This is a genomic window from Sphingobium sp. AP50 (genome assembly GCF_900109095.1).
Lineage (GTDB): Bacteria > Pseudomonadota > Alphaproteobacteria > Sphingomonadales > Sphingomonadaceae > Sphingobium.
Map to the genome: position 1 here is coordinate 63,154 of NZ_FNYZ01000013.1, position 18,966 is coordinate 82,119.

20 protein-coding genes are annotated in these 18,966 nt (G+C 62.6%); 12 read left to right on the forward strand and 8 right to left on the reverse strand.

Annotated elements, in window-relative coordinates; genetic code table 11:
• Positions 1–18: 18 nt before the first annotated feature.
• Entirely contained in the window at positions 19–1,041 is a 1,023-nt protein-coding gene (locus BMY84_RS18985) for a class 1 fructose-bisphosphatase (protein ID WP_093085736.1), read from the reverse strand.
• A gap of 222 nt (positions 1,042–1,263) precedes the next feature.
• On the opposite strand from BMY84_RS18985, the gene BMY84_RS18990 reads away from it, so the two are divergent.
• From BMY84_RS18990 to BMY84_RS19000, 3 genes are all read left to right on the forward strand, one after another.
• Positions 1,264–2,049: a TerC family protein gene (locus tag BMY84_RS18990; protein WP_093085737.1), complete on the forward strand. Its 786-nt coding sequence runs from the start codon at positions 1,264–1,266 to the stop codon at positions 2,047–2,049.
• A 412-nt stretch (positions 2,050–2,461) separates the two neighbouring features.
• Positions 2,462–2,800 carry a hypothetical protein gene (locus BMY84_RS18995; protein WP_143075091.1) on the forward strand — a complete coding sequence of 113 codons (339 nt, stop codon included), beginning with the start codon at positions 2,462–2,464 and terminating at the stop codon, positions 2,798–2,800.
• Between the two features lie 280 nt (positions 2,801–3,080).
• On the forward strand, positions 3,081–3,419 hold the full coding sequence (locus BMY84_RS19000; RefSeq protein ID WP_093085740.1) for a DUF2322 family protein: 339 nt from the start codon (positions 3,081–3,083) through the stop codon (positions 3,417–3,419).
• 73 nt (positions 3,420–3,492) lie between these two features.
• Here the strand turns inward: BMY84_RS19000 and BMY84_RS19005 are convergent, their stop codons facing one another.
• From BMY84_RS19005 to BMY84_RS19015, 3 genes are all read right to left on the reverse strand, one after another.
• Positions 3,493–4,863 carry a class II 3-deoxy-7-phosphoheptulonate synthase gene (locus BMY84_RS19005; RefSeq protein WP_093085742.1) on the reverse strand — a complete coding sequence of 457 codons (1,371 nt, stop codon included), beginning with the start codon at positions 4,861–4,863 and terminating at the stop codon, positions 3,493–3,495.
• A 142-nt stretch (positions 4,864–5,005) separates the two neighbouring features.
• The gene (locus tag BMY84_RS19010) at positions 5,006–5,356 is read right to left on the reverse strand and encodes a Rap1a/Tai family immunity protein (protein ID WP_093085743.1); all 351 of its coding nucleotides are present in this window, start codon (positions 5,354–5,356) and stop codon (positions 5,006–5,008) included.
• A 175-nt stretch (positions 5,357–5,531) separates the two neighbouring features.
• Positions 5,532–6,776 carry a YceI family protein gene (locus tag BMY84_RS19015; RefSeq protein ID WP_093085745.1) on the reverse strand — a complete coding sequence of 415 codons (1,245 nt, stop codon included), beginning with the start codon at positions 6,774–6,776 and terminating at the stop codon, positions 5,532–5,534.
• A 190-nt stretch (positions 6,777–6,966) separates the two neighbouring features.
• Between BMY84_RS19015 and BMY84_RS19020 the strand changes: the two genes are divergently transcribed.
• Positions 6,967–7,410, forward strand: a complete 444-nt coding sequence (locus BMY84_RS19020; RefSeq protein ID WP_093085867.1) for an acyl-CoA thioesterase — start codon at positions 6,967–6,969, stop codon at positions 7,408–7,410.
• Here BMY84_RS19020 and BMY84_RS19025 read toward each other — a convergent pair.
• Positions 7,407–7,784 (reverse strand): DUF983 domain-containing protein, encoded by a 378-nt coding sequence (locus BMY84_RS19025; protein WP_093085869.1) that lies wholly within the window; start codon positions 7,782–7,784, stop codon positions 7,407–7,409. The genes BMY84_RS19020 and BMY84_RS19025 overlap by 4 nt on opposite strands.
• Before the next feature lie 92 nt (positions 7,785–7,876).
• On the opposite strand from BMY84_RS19025, the gene pabB reads away from it, so the two are divergent.
• The 6 genes from pabB (at position 7,877) to BMY84_RS19050 (ending at position 13,319) form a co-directional block, all read left to right on the forward strand.
• Positions 7,877–9,067: an aminodeoxychorismate synthase component I gene (pabB, locus tag BMY84_RS19030; protein WP_093085746.1), complete on the forward strand. Its 1,191-nt coding sequence runs from the start codon at positions 7,877–7,879 to the stop codon at positions 9,065–9,067.
• An 8-nt stretch (positions 9,068–9,075) separates the two neighbouring features.
• A complete protein-coding gene (locus BMY84_RS19035; protein WP_093010869.1) occupies positions 9,076–9,699 on the forward strand; it encodes an aminotransferase class IV in 624 nt (207 codons plus the stop codon).
• Positions 9,700–9,826: 127 nt separating this feature from the next.
• Positions 9,827–11,029, forward strand: coding sequence for a pyridoxal phosphate-dependent aminotransferase (locus BMY84_RS19040; protein WP_093085748.1), 1,203 nt, complete (start codon positions 9,827–9,829; stop codon positions 11,027–11,029).
• A gap of 296 nt (positions 11,030–11,325) precedes the next feature.
• Entirely contained in the window at positions 11,326–11,478 is a 153-nt protein-coding gene (locus tag BMY84_RS29845; protein WP_177204082.1) for a hypothetical protein, read from the forward strand.
• Positions 11,462–12,136: a peptide-methionine (S)-S-oxide reductase MsrA gene (gene msrA / locus BMY84_RS19045; RefSeq protein WP_371262431.1), complete on the forward strand. Its 675-nt coding sequence runs from the start codon at positions 11,462–11,464 to the stop codon at positions 12,134–12,136. Before BMY84_RS29845 ends, msrA begins: the two co-directional genes overlap by 17 nt.
• A 67-nt stretch (positions 12,137–12,203) precedes the next feature.
• Positions 12,204–13,319 (forward strand): zinc-binding dehydrogenase, encoded by a 1,116-nt coding sequence (locus BMY84_RS19050; RefSeq protein WP_093085749.1) that lies wholly within the window; start codon positions 12,204–12,206, stop codon positions 13,317–13,319.
• Positions 13,320–13,351: 32 nt separating this feature from the next.
• Here BMY84_RS19050 and BMY84_RS19055 read toward each other — a convergent pair whose 3' ends face one another.
• Positions 13,352–14,125: an SDR family oxidoreductase gene (locus tag BMY84_RS19055; protein ID WP_093085751.1), complete on the reverse strand. Its 774-nt coding sequence runs from the start codon at positions 14,123–14,125 to the stop codon at positions 13,352–13,354.
• 120 nt (positions 14,126–14,245) lie between these two features.
• On the opposite strand from BMY84_RS19055, the gene BMY84_RS19060 reads away from it, so the two are divergent.
• Complete coding sequence (locus BMY84_RS19060) at positions 14,246–15,118, forward strand: helix-turn-helix domain-containing protein (RefSeq protein WP_093085752.1); 873 nt, start codon at positions 14,246–14,248, stop codon at positions 15,116–15,118.
• 196 nt (positions 15,119–15,314) lie between these two features.
• Here the strand turns inward: BMY84_RS19060 and infC are convergent, their stop codons facing one another.
• Together infC and thrS are read right to left on the reverse strand one after the other, a co-directional pair.
• Positions 15,315–15,848 carry a translation initiation factor IF-3 gene (infC, locus tag BMY84_RS19065; protein ID WP_093085754.1) on the reverse strand — a complete coding sequence of 178 codons (534 nt, stop codon included), beginning with the start codon at positions 15,846–15,848 and terminating at the stop codon, positions 15,315–15,317.
• 422 nt (positions 15,849–16,270) lie between these two features.
• Entirely contained in the window at positions 16,271–18,259 is a 1,989-nt protein-coding gene (gene thrS / locus BMY84_RS19075) for a threonine--tRNA ligase (RefSeq protein ID WP_093085757.1), read from the reverse strand.
• 175 nt (positions 18,260–18,434) lie between these two features.
• On the opposite strand from thrS, the gene BMY84_RS19080 reads away from it, so the two are divergent.
• Positions 18,435–18,869, forward strand: coding sequence for an ExbD/TolR family protein (locus BMY84_RS19080; protein WP_093085758.1), 435 nt, complete (start codon positions 18,435–18,437; stop codon positions 18,867–18,869).
• Positions 18,870–18,966: the final 97 nt, after the last annotated feature.

Genomic DNA, 18,966 nt, shown 5'->3' on the forward strand with positions numbered 1-18,966 from the left:
CCCCAACTTCTTCTCCAATCAGTTCACCAGCGCTTCCATCTCACGGCCATAGGCGACGACCGCCTCGACTTCGGCCGTGTCGCCCAGCACCACGCCGACGCGCTGGTGCAGTCCCTTGGCCTGTACATCCATGATCGGCATGAAGCCGTCGCTCGATGCACCGCCGGCCTGTTCGATCAGATAGCTCATCGGATTGGCTTCATACATCAGGCGCAGCTTGGCCTTGCCCGGCGTGCGGTGATCATAGGGATAGAGGAAGATGCCACCGCGCTTCAGGATGCGGTGGACGTCCGCCACCATGGAGGCGGTCCAGCGCATATTATAATCCTTGCCGCACGGCCCGGCGGCTCCGGTTACGCGCTCTTCGACATAGCGGGTGATCGCTGGCGACCATTGGCGGCGGTTGGACATGTTGATGGCGAATTCGCACTTGCCCTGCGGCATCTTCATGTCCGGATCGGTCATGACCCAGCTGCCGACTTCGCGGTCCAGCGTGAATTCATAGACGCCGGTGCCGACGCTGAGCACCAGGATCGTCTGCGGGCCATAGATAGCATAGCCTGCGGCCACCTGCTGGCGCCCGTCCTGAAGGAAATCCTCCTCCGTCACGTCGCGTCCGGCGCAGGCTTCGGGGGCTTTCAGCACCGAGAAAATGGTGCCGACCGAGAGGTCGACATCGATATTGCTGGACCCGTCGATCGGATCGAACAGCATCAGATACTCGCCCTTGGGATAGCGGTTGGGGATGGGATAGAGCGTCTCCATCTCTTCCGACGCCATCGCCGCCAGATGCCCGCCCCATTCATTGGCGTCGAGCAGCAATTCATTGGCGATCACGTCCAGCTTCTTCTGCACTTCGCCCTGCACATTCTCACTGGTCAGGCTGCCGAGAACCTCGCCCAGTGCACCCTTGCCGACGGCATGGCTGATCGTCTTGCAGGCGCGGGCGACGGTTTCGATCAGCAGGCGCAGTTCGCCGGGCAGGGCATTATGTTCGCGCTGCTGTTCGATCAGGAAGCGGGTGAGGGTGGTTCGAGCCATGAAACGCCTTTCGCGAAAGGATCGGGGATCGCGGCCGGGCGGCCGGATCGGAAAAAGAGGATGCCGCATCTTCGCTAAGGGACTGGAAAGCCCTAGTCCAGCCGGACGCGACGTCCCGCTGTCTCTTGTTAGCGTTGTCATGTTACAAAGCATGTATGGTGGAACCCGGCGGCCTGCTTCCCGTTGCGCAGCCGTGCCGAACGGCGGCATAAGAGGAGCATCATGGACAGTCTGATTACCGCTTTCACCGACCCTACAGCCCTTGCCGCGCTGATCGCGCTGGTGGTGATGGAGGTGGTACTGGGCATCGACAATCTCGTCTTCATCTCCATCTTGACCAACAAGCTGCCCGAGGCGCAGCGGCCCAAGGCGCGCAAGATCGGCATCGGCCTCGCGTTGGCGATGCGGCTGGTGCTGCTGTCGATGATCGCGTGGATCGTGGGGCTGACCCAACCGGTGTTCGACCTCGGCTTTTCCGGCCCGCTCGATGCGCATGGGGCGCCGACCTTCGAAACGCAATTTTCCTGGCGTGACATGATCCTGATCGGTGGCGGCCTGTTCCTGATCTGGAAGGCGACCAAGGAAATTCATCACAGCGTCGATCCGGCGCCGGGTGACGGCGTGCTGGGCAAGAAGGGCGTCGCGACGATCGGCTTCGGCGCGGCGATCGTGCAGATCATCCTGCTCGACATGATCTTTTCGCTCGATTCGATCCTGACGGCGGTGGGCATGACGGACAATCTGGCAGTCATGTATATCGCCGTGATCGTGGCCGTGACGGTGATGCTGATCGCCGCCGACCCGCTCGCCAATTTCATCGCCCGCAATCCGACCGTGGTGATGCTGGCGCTGGGCTTCCTGCTGATGATCGGCGCGGTGCTGATCGCCGATGGCTTTGGCGTGCATGTACCCAAGGGCTATATCTACGCGGCGATGGCGTTCTCGACGCTGGTGGAGTGCCTCAACATCTTCGCGCGCCGGGCGCAGGCGCGCAAGGGCGCGGAATAGGGCGGTAGGCTGGCGCGGGGCGCGCGGCAGGGTCACGGCCCGAAGTTCACAATGTCGTCGGCTGTTTTGGGCGCGAAGCGTCCCCGAAGCGCTCGCAACGCGCCTGTGAAGCGTCTCGGATGCGTCACCGGGGGCAGGATCGGGTTCACGACTGCGCGCCTGCCGCGCGTCTGTGGCGCGTTGCCTTTCGAGGTGGGTGGGCGTGCAGGGTGGCGGTTGTTCCATCCATCAGGATAGATCAGAGATTATCCAACATGGAAAGCATGTTGGATCTGGGATGAGGAGCGGGTGGCAGACGGTCTGGAGGCGACCATTTTATGCCGGTTCTGCGCTACCAACATCTTCTCGAAACCTGACATTCACCAAGCTATGGGAAATGAGGGGTAATGAACGGTAGTCGATGGAGTTGACTATGGATCGTGGTATCATTGATGCGACCAACGAACAGATCATCGGATATATCGATGATTGCTCACCCGTCGAACCTCACCCCATTGAGGTAAATCTGCACTTCGAAAATGCTGAAGAAGCTATCGCAATGGTCGAAGCCCTTGCTCAATTGCTACGCGACACAAAAAAGCAGTTCATAACGGACATTCAGCAGGCTTTATCTACCACGGCTTTGGATAGAGCATATGTTTTCAAGCATTCTTTATCTCTTCAGGACGCGTTGATGGTATCCATTGAAAAACATGATTTGGGCCGCTGGGGCAAAATGCGCCAGTTCGATCACTACACCAGTCAGGCGTGATTACCGGCGGCTACGCTGCTAACCCGCCAGTCCGCAATCCACCCATTTTCGTCATTCCCGCGACCCGAAGGGCGGCCGCAGGCCAACGCGGGAACCCATCTCCCAACCTCTCAACAAGGTGAAAGGGCGAGAGATGGATCCCCGCCTGCGCGGGGATGACGGTGTAGGGATGATGCGTTTGCTAACCACCCATCCTGGTAGTCATGGAAATGTGGTTGATTGCACCCTGTCCCGGAAGATGCGACAGGCCGGCGCGACCATCAACGCAGGACCATCATCTATGTCGGCACCGATCCAGCCCACCGCCAGTTTCAAGGAAAATCTCTCGCTCTTGCCGTCGATCGACGGGGTGCAGCGCATCGACCTGATCGACGCTGCCGGGATGATCGTCGCCACGATCGAGAACCAGCCGGGCAAGCAGGGATCGCTGGCGCTCTATCATTATCTGGCGCAGCAGTTCGGCGCGCTGGACAAGGCGGCGGCTGTGCATGGGCTGGAGGTGTTTGCCGAACATGTGCCCGATGCCCGCAACCGTCCGGGTGCGCATCCCAATGTCGACCGGCTGATCGCAATCGCGGATGGCGGCGAAGCGCTGACTATCGCAGTTATTGCCGCCTGATCTGGCGGGTCCGAAACGAAAAGGGGGCGGGATCATGCGATCCCGCCCCCTTTTCTAAGTTCTGACGCGCCGGTCAGGCCGCGGCGCGGCGTTCCTTCAATTCCTCGTTCAGCATTTCGGCCAGCAGGAAAGCCAGCTCCAGGCTCTGCGCCGCGTTGAGGCGCGGATCGCAATGGGTGTGGTAGCGATCGGCGAGGCCCTCGTCGGTGATGGCGATGGCGCCGCCGGTGCATTCCGTGACGTTCTGCCCGGTCATCTCCGCATGGATGCCGCCGCCGAAGCTGCCTTCCGCGCGATGCACGGCGAAGAAGCCGCGCACTTCAGCCAGGATGCGGTCGAACGGGCGGGTCTTGTAGCCATTGGCCGCCTTGATGACATTGCCGTGCATCGGGTCGCAGGACCAGATGACCGGATGACCTTCCCGCATCACCGCGCGCACCAGCTTGGGCAGGCCGGCCTCGATCTTGTCATGGCCGTAACGGGTGATGAGCGTGATGCGCCCGGCTTCCCGCTTCGGGTTCAGCGTGTCGAGCAGGCGCAGCAGGGCGTCCGGCTCCAGCGACGGACCGCACTTCAGGCCGATCGGGTTACCGATGCCGCGCAGATATTCGACATGGGCCGACCCTTCGAACCGGGTGCGGTCGCCGATCCACAGCATGTGGGCCGAGGTGTCGTACCAGTCGCCGGTCAGGCTGTCCTGACGGGTCAGCGCCTGTTCGAACGGCAGCAGCAGCGCTTCATGGCTGGTGTAGAAGCTTGTCCCGCCAAGCTGCGGTACGCTTTCCGCGTCCAGGCCGCAGGCGCGCATGAAGTCGAGCGCCTGACCGATCTGGTCGGCCATCGCTTCAAACTTTGCTGCCCAAGGGCTACGGCCCATGAAATCGAGCATCCAGCCATGGACGCGATCGAGCGATGCATAGCCGCCGGTCGAGAAGGCGCGCACCAGATTGAGCGTCGCCGCCGACTGGTTATAGGCCTGCACCATGCGCTGCGGGTTCGGTTCGCGGGCTTCGGGCGTGAAGGCGATGTCGTTGACATTGTCGCCGCGATAGCTGGGCAGTTCCACGCCGCCGATCGTCTCGGTATCGGCCGAGCGGGGCTTGGCGAACTGACCCGCCATGCGGCCGACCTTCACCACCGGCAGTTTCGACGCGAAGGTGAGCACCACCGCCATCTGGAGCAGCACGCGGAACGTGTCGCGGATATTGTTGGGATGGAACTCCGCGAAGCTCTCGGCGCAGTCGCCGCCTTGCAGCAGGAAAGCCTCGCCGGTCACGACCTTGGCGAGATCCGCCTTCAGATTCCGTGCCTCGCCCGCAAAGACGAGGGGCGGAAACTGGCCAAGCTGGGCCTCTACCGACGCCAGAGCGTCTGCATCCCGATAAAAGGGCATCTGGATGCCCTTATGCTCCCGCCAGCTTTCCGGCGTCCACTTCGCCGCCACGTCGAGTCTCCTTCGCATCTGATAAAATAGGGGGCGCACCTACGCTTTCGCAGTGGCCAAGGCAAGTTTATAGCGGTCTGACTGCTGCTTCGCGCAATGATTTGTCCCGATCAGCCTGATCGATCTGCTCTATTTCCGGCGCTTACTTCTGACAGGGCCAGCGTTCGTTGAGCGAGACGCTGACGAGGACGGAGGCGGGGGCGCTGCGCTGATCGGGCCAGCGTTCCAGATAGGCGATTACGGTGCGCCGGGCGTCGTCGGCGCTCATGCGGTCGGGCCAGCAGACCGGGCGGGCGCGGCCGATGAACATGTCCTTGCGGATGCCGTCCACCACGCCGACGATATAAGCGGTGCAGGCGAGCGCATATTCAGGCGCCTTGTTGCGGCATTTGGCCAGCAGGGTGGCGCCGGTTTCGAACATATAGGCCTGCGCCGCGACCGGGGCGGGGCTGGTGGCGATGACCAGAGCGGCGGAGAGGAGGATAAGGCGCATGAGATATTGCTACATCAAGCCGTTCGTCCTGAGTAGCCGCTGAGCGAAGTCGAAGCGGCGTATCGAAGGATGGGTCACGCCAGACCCTTCGATACGGGCCTTCGACAAGCTCAGTCCCTACTCAGGGCGAACGGATCAGGTTTAATGCACGATGCTCGAACAGGGGTTTTAGTTCTCAATCCTTCCGCTTCGCCGTGAAGCTGAAGGTGACGGCGACCTGCGGGGTGAGGCCGGTGCTGCTGTCGCCATTGCCCACGCCAAAGGCGCTGCGGGCGACGGTGGCGCTGCCCGTCACCGTGCGGGCGGCATCCTTGCCGGACAGGGTGAAGCGGATCGTCTGCGGCTTCGACACGCCCTTGAGCGTCAGGGTGCCACGGGCGCGATAGCTGTTCGGGCCGGTCGCTTCCGCACCGCTGGCGGTGAAGGTGGCGGTGGGGTGGGCGGCGCTGCCGAAAAATTCGTCGCCGGGCAGCATGCCATCCTTATAGGCGTCACCCACGCTGGCCGATGCCATGTCGATCGTCACCTTGATCATAGCGCTGGCGGGATGCTCCGGGTCCATGGCGATCTGTGCGGTCCATTTGGAAAAGCTGCCGCTGATCGTATCGCCATCATTGCCGACCGAAAAGCCGATGCGGCCGCCGGGCTGCACGGTCCAGGCGGGTGGTGGGCCGACGGGTTCCTCTTCGGCGACGGCCGCCTGCGTTGCGTTGGTGGCCGCGTTGTCGACCGGGGCAGCGGCGTTGACTGCTTCCGCGACATTCGCGGCTTCGGTTTCGTTGTCTACCTCTGTGGCTACTGGCGCCGGAGCGGCGGGTGCCTGTGGCGCGGGCAGGATCGCGCGGCCGGCGACGAAGCCCAGCAGGATGAGCGCGGGCAGGGCGACCAGCAATATAGGCGAGCGACCCGGCACCATTCGCCAGATCAGCCCATCACCCATCATGACATGGTGGCGCAGCGCCCCCGCGACATGGAGCAGGAACAAGGCGATGCCCAGCCAGGCGATCAGGCCATGGCCATTTTCCGCCAGCGCGTGGACGGCGGCGGGCAGCGGCAGATGGGGCAAAGGCAGCAGGCCGAAGAGCAGGGTCGGCACCTTGACCTTAGCGGTCGATACCAGCGCCCATCCGGTCAGCGGCGCGCCCAGCATGAAGGCATAGAGGCCGACATGCACGGCGGAGGCCAGCGCACCCTGCCAGCCGCCTTCCAGCTTGGCCGGGCGGGGCTTCCAGTAGCGGATGGCGATGCGGGCGATGGTCAGCGCCAGGATCAGCATGCCGACCGACTTGTGCCATTGATAGAGGTGGAAGCCATGCGCGCCCAGCCCCTCCAGCGCCCAACCGACGGCGATCTGGAAGGCGAGCAGGGCGGCGATCGCCCAGTGCAAGGTGATGGCGGCAAGGCTGTAACGCTGCGGCATGGGATATCCTTGGGTCATGTCGCGGGCGAAATTAAGTCTGGCGCGCGATGCTGTCCATGATCACAAGTCGAAACGCATTGTTGCCCATGTGTCCAAAAGGCCGCAGTTTCGTCATTTTTCTGCGACCAATTGCATCGCTGGCCATGATGGCTATGGCAATATGACAGAAAATTCCAAAGGAAAACAGGACATGGCCAAACCCGAATCCTGGCGTCTGAACCCCGAAGCCTATCGCTTCGTGACCAGCATCGACACGCGGTTCCAGGATCTGGATACCATGGGCCACATTAATAATGTGGCGATTTCCGGCATTTTCGAAACCGCGCGCATCCGCTTCCACCATCATATGGGCCGCCATCCGCAGGAACAGGGCGTGCGCTGGCTGGTGGCCAATGTGAACCTGAACTTCGTGGAGGAATCGCATTTCCCCTATCCGTTCGAGGTCCATTGCGCGATCGGCCATATCGGTCGCACCAGCTGGACGATCAGCTCGGCCGGTTTCCAGAAGGGCGTGTGCGTCGCCACCTGCGACACCACTGTCGTCACGCACGGGGCCGAAGGGCGCCGCGTTATTGACGAGACGCTGCGCGAGGCGATGGAACTGAATTTCCTGCGGATGCCTGAGACAGCCTAACGGAAACCAGCCATCCTTCGGCTCCACTGAAAGGCGATGACCCCGCCCTTGACCGGCTGGATCAGCGTGGCGGCCAGCAGGATCGCCAGGGATGGCCAGATCACCGCCTGCCATCCCATCGGAATGGACAGTGCGGCATTCACCTCTATCATCAAGGGCAAGAGAATATGCCCCAGGAGCAGGATCACGATATAAGCGGGGAAGTCGTCCGCCTGATGCCCGTCCAGTGGCTGGCCGCAATGCGGGCAGGCGGATGCGGTTTTCAGGAAGCGCGCGAACATCCGCCCTTCGCCACAGGCCGGGCAGCGGCCGCGCAGCCCATGGGCGATGGCCGGGCCGATCGGGCGGTCTGGATGCGGGGCGGGATCGGTCATGGGATCGGGGCTAAGGGGTCGGCTGCCCGCGCGCAACAGAGCATCGCGCGCCTATTTCCTTTCGCTGATCGTAAAGATTGTTAAGAAGCGCCATGCGCCTGCCCGGTCCCGACGAAATCTTCTGCCTGTTCGACGATGCGCGTGCGCAGGGCGCGGCGCTGGCGCGGCTCTATCGCGATCCGGTGGGGATCGTCGCGGCGCAGACCATGGCGGAGGTACAGCCTGCGCTCGACCGGCTGGCCGAAGCGCGCGAGGATGGCCTGCATGTGGCGGGCTATATGGCCTATGAGGCGGGGCTGGCGCTGGAAGAGCGGCTGGCGCCGATCGCGCAGCGGCGCGGCGGCAATGGGCAGCCGCTGCTGTGGTTCGGCCTTTATGAAGGGGTCCGGCTGATCGCACCGGACGATTTGCCCGCGATGCTGCCCGATCCCTCCGGCGCCTCTGTCGGTCCGTTGCGGCCGCTGGTGGATGAGGCGGCCTATCATGCGGCCTTTGACCAGGTGCAGGATTATATCCGGGCGGGCGACATTTATCAGGTCAACCTGACCTTCCCCTGCGATGTCGATATCGCAGGCGATCCGATGGCGCTCTATGCCGCGATCCGTCCGCGTGCGGCGGCGGGCTATGGCGGGATCATGCGCACCGGCGCGCAGACCATCCTGTCCTTTTCGCCCGAGCTGTTCTTTACGCAGGTGCGTGGCCAGCTGACCGCGCGGCCGATGAAGGGCACGGCGACCCGCGCGGCCGACGCTGCGCAGGATGAGGCGCAGGCGCGCTGGCTGGAAAGCGACGCCAAGCAGCGGGCGGAAAATCTGATGATCGTCGATCTGTTGCGCAACGACCTGTCGCGCGTGTCCTGCGCGGGGAGCGTCATCGTGCCGGATTTGTTCAAGGTCGAAACCTATCCGACCGTGCATCAACTGGTGTCGACGGTGCGCGCGCGCATCCTGCCCGGCCTGTCGCCGGTGGATGTGCTGCGCATACTCTTCCCCTGCGGATCGATCACCGGCGCGCCCAAGGTGCGGGCGATGGAGATTATCGACGCGGTCGAGCCGCATGCGCGCGGCGTCTACACCGGGGCGATGGGCTGGATCGATCCGGAAGGCGACGCCGCCTTCAATGTTGCCATTCGTACCATTTGCGTCGAAGAGGGGGCAGGGACCGGGCGGCTTGGCCTGGGTTCGGGCGTGGTCGCGGATTCGGAAGGTGATTCCGAATGGGCCGAATGTCTGGCGAAAGGCCGCTTCCTGTCCGTTGTTGACGCATCGCACGCTGGAGCTTGAAGTTTTCCATGGCATTGGCTGACGGACGGTTCGACCTGCTGGAAACCATGGCTTTCGATCCGCTCGAAGGCGTTCGCTTGCTGGACCTGCATCTGACCCGGATGAAGGCGAGTGCGCAGGCGCTGGGCTTCAGCTTCGATCGGCATGATGTCCGTAACGAATTGCAGGCCGCGACCTTCCGTCTGCGCGAACGCAGCCGGGTGCGGCTGATGGTGTCGCGCCGGGGATCGGTAGCGATCGAGGTGCGCGATCATCTGGCCTGGCCCGACGCGATCATGAAGGTCGCTGCGGTGCCGCGCCATGCGCCCGCACAGGACCCGCGCCTGCTGCACAAGACCACCGACCGCAGCCTGTACAAGGATGCGCTGCGGCGTGGCGGCACCTATGAGGTGTTGCTGATCGACGCGCAGGGCTATCTGACCGAGGGATGTTTTTCGTCCCTGTTCGTCGAGCGGGGGGACAAGCTGGTGACGCCGCCGCTTTCGCGCGGGATTTTGCCCGGCATATTGCGCCAGAGCCTGATCGACATGGGCGAGGCGGTGGAGGGCGACCTGCGCCCCTATGATCTGGAGAACGGCTTCTTCATCGGCAATGCCGCGCGGGGCATGGTCGCCGCCACGCTGGCGCGATAGCCACGCTATTCTGTCGTAAAGCCAATAAGCGCCATCTGGCCGGTTGCCCCTTTCTCCGTTGCGCACTAAGGGACGCCGCGTCCGCTTCTATTGCGGGCCTCGGGGATTCTTTCGAAAGATTATTACCATGAGCCAGACTTCCGCTGCCCTCGGTCGCATCCAGCCGTCCGCCACGCTCGCCATGAGCGCCCGCGTGAACGCGCTCAAAGCCGAAGGTGTGGACGTTATTGGCCTGTCGGCCGGCGAACCCGATTTCGACACACCCGACTTTGTCAAAGAGGCGGGTATTGAGGCCATTCGCAAGAATCTGACCCGTTATACCGACGTGGACGGCACCGCCGACGTCAAGGAAGCGGTCGCCTTCAAGTTCAAGCGCGACAATGGCCTGATCTACAAGCGCAGCCAGATCAGCGTCAATTCGGGCGGCAAGCACACTTTGTTCAACGCGCTGGTCGCGACCGTCGATGCGGGCGATGAAGTCATCATCCCGGCGCCTTACTGGGTCAGCTATCCCGACATCGTGAACTTCGCGGGCGGCAAGCCGGTCTTCATCGAAGGCCCGGCGTCGCAGGGCTACAAGATCACTGCTGCTCAGTTGGAAGCTGCGATCACGCCGCGCACCAAGTGGGTGATGCTCAATTCGCCGTCCAACCCCTCGGGCGCGGCCTATTCGGCGGACGAGCTGAAGGCGCTGGCCGATGTGCTGCTGCGTCACCCGCATGTGCTGGTGATGACCGACGACATGTATGAGCATGTCTGGTACGCATCGACCCCGTTCGCGACCATCGCGCAGGTCTGCCCGGAGCTGTATGACCGCACGCTGACGGTCAATGGCTGCTCCAAGGCTTTCTCGATGACCGGCTGGCGCATCGGCTTTGCCGGTGGCCCGGAATGGATCATCAAGGCGATGAGCAAGCTGCAATCGCAGTCGACCAGCAATCCCTGCTCGATCAGCCAGGCCGCTGCTGTCGCCGCGCTGACCGGCCCGCAGGATTTTCTGGAGGAGCGCAACAGCGTGTTCAAGAAGCGTCGCGACATGGTGGTTGCCATGCTGAACGACGCGCCGGGCCTCGACTGCCCGACGCCCGAAGGCGCCTTCTACGTCTATCCCGACGCCAGCGGCGTGATCGGCAAGACCACGCCCAAGGGCGTGCTGATCGACAGCGACGAAACGCTGATCGGTTACTTCCTGGACGAAGCCAAGGTTGCCGCTGTGCATGGCGCTGCCTTCGGTCTGTCGCCAGCCTTCCGCATCAGCTACGCCACCTCGGATGAGGTGCTGAAGAAGGCGTGCACGCGCATTCAGGAAGCCTGCGCCGCGCTGAAATAAGCCGTCGCGACTTCGCAGTTGCGACATAGGGAAGACCGGTGTGAAAGCGCCGGTTTTTCTGTCAGATCAAAAAATGGAAACGGTCTTTTTCGCGCCGCACCGTCTTGCGATTGTCGCCGGGCGCTCTATATGCCCGTTGCACAAAGAAACTGAATAAGAGGCTGCGTTCGTCGTTCTCTTGCCCACATTGGTCGAAACCCGCTCATGCAGGGCCGGCCGTTCAGTCAGGGGCAAGGCGCATGGATATAGCCGGACAGCCGGTAGAACCGGCAATAGAAGGTAGAAAGGCGTTTGCCATGATGGCGTTTCTGAAATCCGACCTGTTCCTGCGCTTTCTGGGCGGGTTTGCGATCGGCGCTGTCGGCATGGTCATGCTCCAGCCCGAAGAGCCGCCGATGTTCGGCTCCACCGCTGTTGCGGCGACCCAGAGCCATGGTGCGGCGCTCTAAGGCCCTTTCTCTATTCTTTCTCGCGGCGTTTGCCGCCGCTTTGCCTGCACATGCCCAATCGCCCCAACTGGCGCCGGTCCCCGCGATAGACGCCGCGCTGACCCGCAAGCTGGAAACCGCCATTTTCGCGGGCGGCTGCTATTGGGGCGTGGAGGGCGTCTTCTCCCATGTCAAAGGTGTCCATCTCGCCGTCTCCGGCTTTGCCGGTGGTCCGCGCGATCGCCGGGTCGATTATGAGGCGGTGAGCGAGGGCGATACCGGCTTTGCCGAGTCGGTCCGGGTGACTTATGATCCCGCGCAGGTCAGCTATGGCACATTGCTGCGCATCTTCTTCTCGGTCGTCGCCGATCCGACCACGCTCAACTATCAGCGGCCCGATAGCGGCACCCAATATCGCAGCGCGCTGTTCCCACTGAATGCGGAGCAGGACCGGGCGGCCCGTGCCTATCTGGTGCAACTGGGCAAGTCCGGCCTGTGGCGCGACCCGATCGTGACGCGGGTGGAGGTTTTCACCGGCTTTCAGGATGCGGCGGCCGACCATCAGGATTTCGCGCGCAAAAATCCCTGGCACCCCTATATCCTGCGCTGGGACAAGCCGAAGATCGCGGCGCTCAAGACGATGTTCCCGGCGCTTTACCGGGAAAAGCCGTCGGCCTGATCCGCCGCGCTTGCCATTGGCGCCAGCGTGCCTACCTCCTGTCCGCGACAGGATAAGGAGCATTGCCATGGGCGAAACGCGCGGCCTCAAGATCATGACCACATTGGCGCAGGACGGCCGGTTAACCGTGGAACTGGTCGAGGAAAGCCTGCCGCCGCCCACCGGCCATGAGATGCTGATCCGGGTCGAGGCGGCGCCGATCAATCCGTCCGATCTGGGACTGTTGTTCGGCCCGGCCGATGTCGCCAATGCCGACTATAGCGATGGCCGGATCGTGGCGCAGATGCCCGACGCGGCGGTGCGGGCCATGGCGGCGCGAATCGGCGAGGCGATGCCGGTCGGCAATGAAGGCGCGGGGACGGTGATCGCTGCGGGTGACGCGGCCGAGGCGCAGGCGCTGCTGGGCCAGCGGGTCGCCTGCGTACCGGGCGGAATGTTCGCGCAATATCGGTTGGTGGATGCCCGGTCCGTGCTGCCCTTGCCGGACGGGGCGAGCGCCGAAGAAGGGGCGTCCGCCTTCGTCAATCCGCTGACGGCACTGGGCTTTGTCGAAACCGCGCGGGCGCAGGGGCATAAGGCGATCGTCCACACCGCCGCCGCCTCCAATCTGGGGCAGATGCTGGTGCGTATTTGCCAGGAGGATGGCGTGCCGCTGGTCAACATCGTCCGCAGTCCGGCGCAGGCGGAAACGCTTCGGGCGCTGGAGGCGGAATATGTGCTGGACAGTTCGCAGGCGGATTTTGCCGACGCGTTGCGCGATGCGATCGAGGCGACGGGGGCGACCATTGCTTTCGACGCGATTGGCGGCGGCACGCTGGTCGGGCAGATATTGGACGCCATGGAACGCGCTGCCAGCAAGGGCGCGGCCTATAGCCGCTATGGCTCCGACGTACTGAAGCAGGCCTATATCTATGGCGCGCTCGACACGGCGCCCACGGTCATCACCCGCAGTTTCGGTTTCGGCTGGAGCGTGGGCGGTTGGCTGCTCTTCCCCTTCCTCCAGCGTGCCGGGGCGGAGACGGTGGCACGGATGCGCCAGCGGGTGCGCGACAATCTGACCACCACCTTCGCCAGTTCCTACAAGGCGCGCATTTCGCTCAAGGAGGCGCTGAGCCGCGATGCGGTGATGGCCTATAATGCCCGGCGCACGGGGGAGAAATATCTGATCCTGCCCAACGGGTGAGGGGAGAGAGCGTAATGCCCCCTCCCGCTAACTTATTTGGTGGTGTAGCCGCCATTGACCAGGATGGTCTGGCCGGTCATCCACCAGCCGTCCGATACCAGCATCCTGATCCAGGGTACGATATCCTTGATGTCGGTGAGGCCGGTCTTGGAGAAGGGCGAGAGCGCGGCGGCCGAGCGATGATAGGCGACGGCCTCCTCACCCTCCGTCGGATAGAAAAAGGACGTGTCCATCGGGCCGGGGCCGATCGCGGTGACGGAAATGCCGCGTGCGCCAAATTCCTTGGAGGCGGCGCGGGTGAAATGTTCGACCGGCGCCTTGGTGCCGGCATAGGCGGCGTAGAAGGGCGTGTAGGCCCCCAGCAGTGACGTCACCAGCGTACAGATTTTGCCATTATCCTGCACATGCTTGCCCGCTTCGCGCAGGAAGAAGAAGGCGCTCTTGGCGTTCACCGCGCTCATTTCGTCATATTCGCCTTCGCTGATCTCGGTGAAGGGCTTTTTCAGCACCTTGCCCACGGTGTTGATGGCGATATGCGGATTACCGAAGGCGGCGGCGGTATCGGCGAACAATTTCTCTACAGCTGCGGCGGAGGTCAGATCTGCTTGAAAGGCTTCCGCCTGCGCGCCGGTGGCCCGGACGGCCGCGACCGTTTCTTCGGTTTCGGCAGCGGAGGCGGGGCTGTTATAGTGGATGGCGACGGCAGCGGCGCCCTGGGCCGCGAGATCGCGAGCGATCAGGCCGCCCAGATTCTTGCCGCCGCCCGCGATCAGCACCGTTTTTCCCGCGATTTGATGGTCCGTCATGGCAGCTCCGTCCTTCTGTCTGGATGATGTGCTGTCAGTTTATCGGTCGTAAAACATGCCCGCTTCCGCATTTCGGCAAATTTGCTTAATCTGGCGCAAACTCTTTGCGCAGGAGAGTCGATGAACGATAACGAGCTTCGCGTCTGGGATGGGAAACGACCCTTGCTGCGCCGCGCGATCGTGGAAAGGCGACAGATGGAAGTCGGAGCGCTGGGCATCGTGTCCGCGACCGAGACGCTGGCGCAGGCGACCGACTGGTGTTTCGAGGAAGCGCATCACAGCATCGTCGTGCATCTGGGCGGCCGACTCGATCGGATGGAGTGCGAATTTTCGCAAGGGCCTTCTGGCCGGACACTGCCGGCGGCTGGCGACATATGGATGATCCCGGCGCAATGCCGCTATGCCGCGCTGGCGCAGGGCGATCATGCCCGCTTCGTGGAATTTCGCCTGCCGACCTCATGGCTGAAGGATGCGCCATTGACGGCGCGGGTCGGGCATCGCGATCCCTTCATCCATGCCGCCGCGACGCGCATGGCCGACCTGATGGCGCGACCGGACGATGATCTGGCGGTCATGGCGCTGCATGCCATGGCCGAAGCGCTGAAGCTGCACATGATGGACCTTTATGGTCGTCAGGGGCGACGGGGTGGCGATAGGACATTGTCGCAGGCGGATCGCGCACGGCTGACGGCGGCGATCCGGGATCGGCTGGATGGGCGGCATAGTCTGGCGTCGCTGGCGGCCCTGGTCGACATGGACGTGCGCCGCTTCACCGATGCCTTCCGGCAGGTCTTTGGCACCACACCCTGGCATTATGTGCTGACCATGCGGCTGGAGGAAGCCGCGCGGCAGATGCTGGCGACCACGCGCCCGGTGACGGATATCGCGCTGCAACTGGGCTTTTCTACGCCCAGCCATTTCTCCACGGCCTTCACGCGCCATTTCGGCGTGCCGCCCTCCCGCTATCGCGCGATTGGTGGAAGGACCGTCTGAAGCAGGAGGGTTTCATATGGAATTGTCATTGCGAGCGCAGCGAGGCAATCCAATGGCGCGACATGGATTGCTTCGCTGCGCTCGCAATGACGGTAGCTAAAGGAGGGGCAGGTTCGCCCATGTTTCGGCGAGGAAAACAAAAAGGGCGGCGCCTGATGGCACCGCCCCTTTAGAAAATTCATCCGGTGTTGCAGCCCTATTTCGGCGCGAGCACCATCAGCATCTGGCGGCCTTCCATGCGGGGATAGGCTTCGACCTTGGCGATTTCCTGGACATTCTCGGCCACGCGCTGGAGCAGGTTCATGCCCAGCTGTTGGTGGCTGAGCTCGCGGCCACGGAAGCGCAGGGTGATCTTCACCTTGTCGCCATCGCCAATGAAATCATGGACCTTCTTCATCTTCGTATCATAGTCATGATCGTCGATGTTCGGACGCATCTTGATCTCTTTGAGTTCTTGCGTCCGCTGGGTCTTGCGAGCGATATTCGCCTTTTTCTGGGCTTCGTACTTGAACTTGCCGATGTCCAGAAACTTGCAGACTGGCGGATCAGCGTTCGGAGAGACTTCGACCAGGTCGAGGCCGACGTCGGCTGCCTGCTCGATCGCCTCCTGCGTAAACATCACACCGAGATTTTCGCCCTCATCATCGATCACGCGCACCTTGGGCACGTTGATGAATTCATTATAGCGGGGGCCGGACTTCGGCGGCGGCGCCAGCGGGCGGCGCATCATCGGGGGACGTATAGCGATATCTCCTATGGTCGCTTCAAAAACGAACGGCTCTTAGCGGCTTTTGTGGAAAGCCGAAAGGGGTGCGTGGTTCCGCAGCAACGGAATCACGCACCCTTGCGGCATTTCTGCCTCAACGCATGTCGGCATTGCTGGCTTAGATGTCAAGGAAGAGGGACATCAGAAGCAATAGAAAAGGGGCGGCGGCGATCGCAGTTGCGAGGATGAGCGCCGTTTTGGGCCATCGCTTGCGTAACAGAGTGAGCGCGACCATCAGGGCGATGCCGCCGAAGAAAAAATAGAATGTAGGTGGTGCGCCGGAGCGATGATGATGGCCAACGGTGACACCGACCGACCATATTATAGTTTCAAAAGCGATCAGGCATAGTGCAGCGATGAACGCTGCACTGCCCGACCGATCTTGATTATATACCACGTAAATCCGGTGCTTGCGCCTCTTCCTTGAGACGCAGAATCACATCATCCAGCACAAGGAAGCTCTGCCCTTCCTTGCCGAGTTCGCGCAGGGCGACTGTGCCTTCTTCCGCTTCGCGGCGGCCGACGACCAGCAAATTCGGCACTTTCCCGAGGCTATGCTCGCGTACCTTATAGTTGATCTTCTCGTTACGGACGTCGATTTCGGCGCGAATACCGGCAGCCCGCAGCTTCTCTACGGCGGCCTTGGCATAATCGTCGGCGTCGGAAACGATGGTCGCGACGACGGCCTGCACCGGGGCGAGCCACAGCGGGAATTTGCCCGCATAATGTTCGATCAGGATGCCGATGAAGCGTTCATAGCTGCCGAAAATGGCGCGATGGAGCATGACCGGCCGGTGCCGCTCGCCATCTTCGCCGACATAGCTGGCGTCGAGTCGTTCGGGCAGCACGCGGTCCGACTGGATGGTGCCGACCTGCCAGGTGCGGCCGATCGCGTCGGTCAGATGCCATTCCAGCTTGGGCGCATAGAAGGCGCCTTCGCCCGGCAATTCTTCCCAGCCATATTCCGGCGTGTTGAGACCGGCGGCGGCGACCGCGTTGCGCAGCTCATTTTCCGCCATGTCCCACATCTCCTCGGTGCCGAAGCGCTTTTCCGGGCGCAGCGCCAGCTTGATCGAGTAGGTGAAGCCGAAATCCTTGTAGATGCGGTCGGCCAGCGCACAGAATGCGCGGACTTCCTCGACGATCTGGTCTTCGCGGCAGAAGATATGGGCGTCATCCTGCGTGAACTGGCGCACGCGCATCAGGCCATGCAGCGCGCCATGCGGCTCGTTGCGGTGGCAGCAGCCATTTTCATAGAAGCGTAAGGGGAGGTCGCGATAGCTTTTGATGCCCTGACGGAAGATCAGGACATGCGCGGGGCAGTTCATGGGCTTCAAGGCCATCCAGTCGGCATCGTCCGACACCAGCGGGCCTTCATCGTCCACATTGGGCACTTCGTCGGGGATGACGAACATATTTTCGCGATACTTCCCCCAGTGACCGGACGTTTCCCACTGGCGGGCATCCATCACCTGCGGCGTCTTCACTTCGCGATAGCCCGCCGCGTCGATGGCGCGGCGCATATAGGCCTCCAACTCGCGCCAGATGAGATAGCCCTTGGGATGCCAGAAGACGCTGCCATGTGCTTCCTGCTGAAGATGGAACAGGTCCATCTCCGCGCCCAGCTTGCGATGGTCGCGCTTGCCCGCTTCTTCGAGGCGCGTCAGATGCTCGGCCAGTTGCTTCTTGTTGAGCCAGCCGGTGCCGTAGATGCGGGACAGCATCGCGTTCTTCTGATCGCCGCGCCAGTAAGCGCCCGACACGCGGGTCAGCTTGAAGGCGGCGGGGTCCAGCTTGCCGGTGGAGGCCAGATGCGGGCCACGGCACATGTCGTACCAGCCGTCACCGCTATGATAGACGGTCAGTTCCTCGCCCTGCGGCAGTTCGGCGGCCCATTGCGCCTTGAACGTCTCGCCGGCCGCTTCCCACTGCGCGATCAGCGTGTCGCGGGCGATGACTTCGCGCACCAGCGGCTTGTTGGCGGCGATGATCTTGCGCATCTCCGCCTCGATCGCGGGCAGGTCTTCCTCGGTAAAGGGGCGCTCTGCCGGGGCGAAATCATAATAGAAGCCGTCGTCCGTCGCCGGGCCGAAGGTGATCTGCGTGCCGGGGAACAGCGACTGCACCGCTTCGGCGAGGACGTGGGCGAAGTCGTGGCGCGCCAGTTCCAGCGCGTCGGCCTCATCCTTGGCCGTCACCAGCGCAAGCTGCGAATCCTGTTCCAGCGGGCGACCGATATCGCGCAGTTCCCCGTCGACGCGCGCAGCAATGGCGGCTTTCGCCAGACCCGGCCCGATCGCCGCTGCAATATCCGCCGGAGTAGTGCCGGGCGCGACTTCACGCACGGAACCATCGGGCAGGGTGATCTTGAGCATGGCGGACACGGGGGGAGTCTTTCTGTGAAATTGTCAGGTAGTGCGGCCCTGAAAAGCCGCGCCTTCCCCATAAATGGGCCGCCCGCACTGTCAATAGAAGGTCCCTTGCCAAGTTTGCGCATATGATGCAGCATTCATGTGCTGATATATCATATTTCAGCATCAGGAGGGACGTATGGCTTTGAGCTTTGCAACACCCCAATCGGGCGATCAGGGGACGCCCATTTCCGATCTGAACACGACACCGCTGATCGACGTGATGCTGGTGCTGCTGATCATGTTCATCATCACCATTCCGATCCAGACGCACAGCGTGGCGGTCGACCTGCCGGGGCAGGCGCAGGAACTGCCGATCCGGATGGACCCGGTGAAGAATAAGGTGACGATTGGCGCGGATGGCGTGATCCGCTGGAACGGGGCGGCCGTCGACCGGCTGACCCTTCGCCAATATCTGGCCGCCTCGATGCAGACTCCGGTCGAGCCGGCACTCCAGTTCGAGCCGGATGCGGCGGCCCGCTATGTCACGGTCGATGAAGTGCTGGCCGACATCAAGCGGTCGGGGGTCACCAATATGGGTTTCGTCGGGAATGAGCGATACGGCGCATTCTGATCGGGAAGGTTAAGCTCGCTTGCCCATATGTAAAGTTGGCTTGACTCTCCACTTATGGCGAAGGTAAAGCGTCCTTGACATCATCAGGGAAGGACGC

Bases quoted from the DNA above. Each gene is read 5' to 3' on its own strand.
- BMY84_RS18985 (WP_093085736.1), bottom strand. From the start codon at position 1,041: ATGGCTCGAACCACCCTCACCCGCTTCCTGATCGAACAGCAGCGCGAA.
- BMY84_RS18990 (WP_093085737.1), top strand. From the start codon at position 1,264: ATGGACAGTCTGATTACCGCTTTCACCGACCCTACAGCCCTTGCCGCG.
- BMY84_RS18995 (WP_143075091.1), top strand. From the start codon at position 2,462: ATGGATCGTGGTATCATTGATGCGACCAACGAACAGATCATCGGATAT.
- BMY84_RS19000 (WP_093085740.1), top strand. From the start codon at position 3,081: ATGTCGGCACCGATCCAGCCCACCGCCAGTTTCAAGGAAAATCTCTCG.
- BMY84_RS19010 (WP_093085743.1), bottom strand. From the start codon at position 5,356: ATGCGCCTTATCCTCCTCTCCGCCGCTCTGGTCATCGCCACCAGCCCC.
- BMY84_RS19015 (WP_093085745.1), bottom strand. From the start codon at position 6,776: ATGCCGCAGCGTTACAGCCTTGCCGCCATCACCTTGCACTGGGCGATC.
- BMY84_RS19020 (WP_093085867.1), top strand. From the start codon at position 6,967: ATGGCCAAACCCGAATCCTGGCGTCTGAACCCCGAAGCCTATCGCTTC.
- BMY84_RS19025 (WP_093085869.1), bottom strand. From the start codon at position 7,784: ATGACCGATCCCGCCCCGCATCCAGACCGCCCGATCGGCCCGGCCATC.
- pabB (WP_093085746.1), top strand. From the start codon at position 7,877: ATGCGCCTGCCCGGTCCCGACGAAATCTTCTGCCTGTTCGACGATGCG.
- BMY84_RS19035 (WP_093010869.1), top strand. From the start codon at position 9,076: ATGGCATTGGCTGACGGACGGTTCGACCTGCTGGAAACCATGGCTTTC.
- BMY84_RS19040 (WP_093085748.1), top strand. From the start codon at position 9,827: ATGAGCCAGACTTCCGCTGCCCTCGGTCGCATCCAGCCGTCCGCCACG.
- BMY84_RS29845 (WP_177204082.1), top strand. From the start codon at position 11,326: ATGATGGCGTTTCTGAAATCCGACCTGTTCCTGCGCTTTCTGGGCGGG.
- msrA (WP_371262431.1), top strand. From the start codon at position 11,462: ATGGTGCGGCGCTCTAAGGCCCTTTCTCTATTCTTTCTCGCGGCGTTT.
- BMY84_RS19050 (WP_093085749.1), top strand. From the start codon at position 12,204: ATGGGCGAAACGCGCGGCCTCAAGATCATGACCACATTGGCGCAGGAC.
- BMY84_RS19055 (WP_093085751.1), bottom strand. From the start codon at position 14,125: ATGACGGACCATCAAATCGCGGGAAAAACGGTGCTGATCGCGGGCGGC.
- BMY84_RS19060 (WP_093085752.1), top strand. From the start codon at position 14,246: ATGAACGATAACGAGCTTCGCGTCTGGGATGGGAAACGACCCTTGCTG.
- infC (WP_093085754.1), bottom strand. From the start codon at position 15,848: ATGATGCGCCGCCCGCTGGCGCCGCCGCCGAAGTCCGGCCCCCGCTAT.
- thrS (WP_093085757.1), bottom strand. From the start codon at position 18,259: ATGCTCAAGATCACCCTGCCCGATGGTTCCGTGCGTGAAGTCGCGCCC.
- BMY84_RS19080 (WP_093085758.1), top strand. From the start codon at position 18,435: ATGGCTTTGAGCTTTGCAACACCCCAATCGGGCGATCAGGGGACGCCC.